This window comes from Flavobacterium sp. (genome assembly GCF_036405015.1).
Taxonomy (GTDB): domain Bacteria; phylum Bacteroidota; class Bacteroidia; order Flavobacteriales; family Flavobacteriaceae; genus Flavobacterium.
The window spans coordinates 1-4735 of the sequence record NZ_DASWYK010000163.1; the positions used below are offsets into that span (position 1 = coordinate 1).

1 protein-coding gene is annotated in these 4735 nt (G+C 33.7%); it reads right to left on the reverse strand.

Annotated features, from left to right (window positions below):
* Positions 1-144 precede the first annotated feature (144 nt).
* On the reverse strand, positions 145-4317 hold the full coding sequence (locus VGE71_RS13175) for a hybrid sensor histidine kinase/response regulator transcription factor (RefSeq protein WP_331138749.1): 4173 nt from the start codon (positions 4315-4317) through the stop codon (positions 145-147).
* Positions 4318-4735 lie beyond the last annotated feature (418 nt).

Consider the following 4735-nt stretch of genomic DNA (forward strand, 5'->3'; position numbering starts at 1 on the left):
GTATGGCTGCCAAAAATTGTCGATTAAAACCCCTTAGTTACTCCCTGCCGTTTTAATTTTTGCGCAAAAAAACAGGAACTAAAAAAATTAGTTCCTGTTCTTATTAATAAAAAAAACTGTTTCGTATCCTCGGCAACTCAAACACTATTTTGATGCAGCCTTCTCTTCCGCAAACTGTGTAGGCGTCATTCCGAAAAGTTCTTTAAAAGTCTTTGTAAAATACGCAGATGAGTTAAAACCGCACATATGTGTAAGTTCCTTTATAGAATACTGTTTGCTTAACAGCAATTCTGAAGCATATTTAAGCCTGATCGTGCGTATAAAATTGCTTGGATTCTGACCTGTTATGGAGCTTATTTTTCTATAAAACTGCGACCTCCCTATACCTAACACCCTGATAATGTCTTCCAAGGCAAAATCAGGATCAGAAATATTATCCAGAACGATTTTAGTTGTCTTATCCAAAAACATCTCATCAATAGAATTTGTCACAATCTCGCTTGAAGGTAGAATACTTCCAATGCTGGCGAACCGTTCTTTTGCCCTTTTTCTTGCTTCCAGCAGATTTCTGATCCTTGATTTTAAGACATTTATATTAAATGGTTTTGAGAGATACTCATCAGCACCTGTATCATAGCCCTCAATTCTATCTTCTTCAAGACTTCTGGCTGTAAGAAGTATAACTGGTATATGACTTGTTTCAATTTCATTTTTCAGCTGTCGGCAAAGTTCAAAACCATCCATCTCAGGCATCATAACATCACTTATGACTATATCAGGAAAATACTTTTTTACTTTTTCCAGCCCCATAAGACCATTGGAAGCCTCTTTAACTTGAAAGTGGCTGCTTAATTCATTTTTTAAATGACTTCGTAATTCTTTATTATCCTCTACAATTAGAACTACCGGCCTGTTTCCTTTTTCAAAATCCTGAACAGAAATATCTTCTTCTTCATTTGAAATGGCAATTTCATACTCTGCCGAGGTCACCGAGTTTTTATCTATCTGATAAATGTCCTCATAATATCGATCCGCTCCTTTTTTCCCACCTGCCAAATCAGAAGGCAGTCTGACTCTAAAAGTTGTTCCTTTTTGATACTCACTTTCCACAAAAATCTCTCCCTTATGAAGCTCGACAAGGCTTTTAATAAAATTCAGGCCAATTCCCGTTCCTGTTTTAGAACTATCAGGATGAAAAAAACGCTCAAATACTTTGTTAACTTCATCTTTTTTCAATCCGATTCCTGTATCTGAAACTTTTATATCCAATACTCTCTCAACAAATGACTTTTTAATAAACCATAATACTGATCTGCTTTTTTTAATACTTAATTCCGACAGAGATAATGTTACCGTCCCCCCTTTTTCGGTGAATTTAATTGCATTTGAAAGAAGATTACTTAAAATTTTCTCTATTTTATCAGGATCAAACATTCCATAAATTTCTTTTTGTGAAGATTCAAATACGAACTTGATTCCCTTAACCTTTGCAAGGTCTTCAAAGAGTAAGAATACATCCTTAGAAAACTTAACAGCATTTAATCTATTTATTTCCAAAGGTGTTTTTCCAAGATCCATCTTTCTTAAATCAAGAAGCTGATTAACAAGATGCAGAAGTCTCCTACTGCTTCTTTGAATTATCAAAGCTGATTTTTTAACCTCTTCTGCATCATTAAATGATGACAAAATTTTATCTACTGGATTTAAAATTAGAGTAAGCGGTGTTCTAAATTCATGAGACACATTGATAAAGAAATTCAATTTCATCTGATCTAATTCCTGCTCTTTCTCCTCTCTAACTTTTCTAGTATAATAAAGTACGGAGAAATAAAGTATAGATCCAAAAACAATCATATAAAGACAGTACGCCCACCAGGTCTTCCAAGGCGGAGATTGCACCGTTAAATAAATAACTGACTTTCTAGCCTGATCCCACTGGCCGTCAATTGCAGCCATAACCTCAAATATATAATCCCCCGGCTCTAAATTTGCATAATTGGCAATCCTGCTGGTGCCTGCATTTATATAGTTATCATCAAGTCCCGCTAATTTATAGGCATACTTAACCCTCTCTGGATTCTGATAGTTTAATGCCACAAATCCGAAGGATATATATCCCTGATCGTATTTTAGCCTTATATTTTTTACTTTGGTAACAGATCGATCTAAAATCACTTTTCCATTTACCTTCTCTCCCGGATTTACCTTTTTATTAAAAAGCCTTATTTCATTAATAACAGGACTGACAATATTTGATTTTAAAGAAATATCGTCAGGATTGAAGATATTAAATCCATTTATTCCTCCAACTATGATTCTTCCATCATGTGTTTTTGTTATGGCTTTGCTCTGAAATTCAGTCCCCTGGAGTCCATCATGAGTATTAAAGTTTTTAAATGTCCCAGTTCTAGGATTAAGATATGTAAGACCGCCTTTTGTCGTAATCCATAGATTTTTGTTATTATCTTCCTGAATACCTACAACCAGATTGTTCGGCAGGCCATTAAGCGATGAATATGCTTTTTTCAGATTTAAAATGCCATCAAGCCAGAATAGACCCATATCGGTTCCAACCCATATATCACCTTTAAAGTCTTCTGTTATATAGTTAATGCGGCTGCCCTGAATATGCTTAATCTTTACTTCAGAAAAATTAATTTTGGGAGGAATCATTCCTTTAACATGATTTAAGTCCGTAACACACAATCCCTGCGATGTCCCAATAAAAAGTCTGTTTTTAGAATCAATAAACAAAGAAAACACAAAATTACTTATAAGACTTTTCGAATCTCCAGGCGTATTTTTATACTGATAAAATTTCTCGCTGATAGGATCAAATAAGTTAAGACCGCCTGTCGAAGTCCCCAGCCATAAATAACCTCTTGAATCTTTTTTAGCACACCAGACCGTGTTCTGCCCTATAGAATAAGGGTTCGTACGGCTGTATTGGTAAGATTTAGAAATTCCTGTATCTGTGTAAAATTTATTAAGCCCCCCGTCCCAAGTACAAATCCACAAAACATCATCATCTCCTTCTGTTATATTAACGATCTTATCCGAACTTAGTGAATTTAAATCTCCTGATCGAGCTCTGTAATGCCTGAAAACCCCTCTTTTTTCATCAAAAAGATTAAGCCCCCCGCCATCTGTGCCTATCCAGATTCTTCTTTTTTTGTCTTCTAATACAGATTGCGCTATTTTAGCACTGAGCCCTTCATTACTTTCAGATTTGTAAAAATAATGCCCGAATGAAGTCTTGGAAATTGCCAGTTTATTAATTCCTGTATTGTATGTAGCAATCCAGTAAATCCCATTTTTATCTTCCAGAATTTTTGAAGGCTGATTATTAGATAAGGAAAAAGGATTGAAAGGGTTATGTACCAGATGCTGGATAAGCCCTTTATTTTTATCAAGAAGAAAAATCCCGTCCCCATCAGTTGATGCCCATACAATACCTTTATTATCCTGAAAAAGATGAAAAATAGGAGCAGATTTAAGCAAAGGCGACACGTCTCTAAATTCACTTTTTTTAACATTAAATAAAAAAAGATGCGATATATCATTGCCAATCCAAAAATCACCATCACTGTCAACCATAATCTGCTTGGGCAGATGATTTAAATAGCGGCTGCCTTTAAAATCAATAGAAAATTTCTTAAACCCATTAGAAGAGGCATTAAATTTGTGAAGGTGGTTTGCTTTTGTCACCAGCCACATATTTCCTTGATTATCCTCAACTAAACCTGTTACATCATTATTGTCCAGCGATCCGGCATCATTTGAATTACTGCTATAATGGCTGAATTTGATTTTGTCGTAGGCTCCGTTATTTGTCTGATTTAGCTTTAAAGCTGTAACTCCATTCTTTGTTGCTACCCATAAAACATTATTTTTTTTCTGAAAAAGCAGACCGTTGATTTCTTCGCGAAAATTTTGTCTTCCGTTCTTTTTCTGATAAAGATCAATTTTATGGAATTTTTCTGTGTTTTTATCAAAAACATTTAATCCATTGCTTGTACCAATCCATAAACGTCCAAAACTGTCTTCTGCAATAACTGTAATTCTATTGTTGCTTATTGATGTTGGGTCATCCAGAATATTACGATAGATTTCAAAATCATACCCATCATATCTATTCAATCCATCAATCGTTCCAAACCATAAAAAACCTTCTTTGTCCTGAAGAATATCTACACAAGTGCTGCTTGAAAGTCCCTTAGAAGTATCAAAATTTTCAAACTTAAGATTTGAATATTGTCCATAAGAGAAACAGGAGGCAAGAAAAAAAAGACAACAGGCAATTAATCTGGTTTTCACAGTATTTAATATTAATTTAATACAATTTATTTTCATTTTTTATATAGTTCTCAAAAATAAGAAATAAAAAAAATAATAACGCAAAATTAAAATGGTATTAACAGCCCTCTTACATCTAATCTCTCTATCCTTAATACTTAAAAGTTTACTTGATGGCTTGTTTTTCATAACGCTAAAAGCATTTTTTTTATCTTTTGAATTTTAGTGCAGGCATATACCATTTCTATTATAGTGTCTAAATTAACAAATCGGAACAGGAGCAACCTGAACCTGTTCCGATTTTAAAAAAAATACAATCTAAAAAAAATCTTTATAATAAATTTAAAAGAAGTGCTTTCTTTAATTATTAAAGGAATATGGATTCAAAAAATATGGTTGAGAATTCGATCATCAATACTCTATGCTTTGAATTACTAAC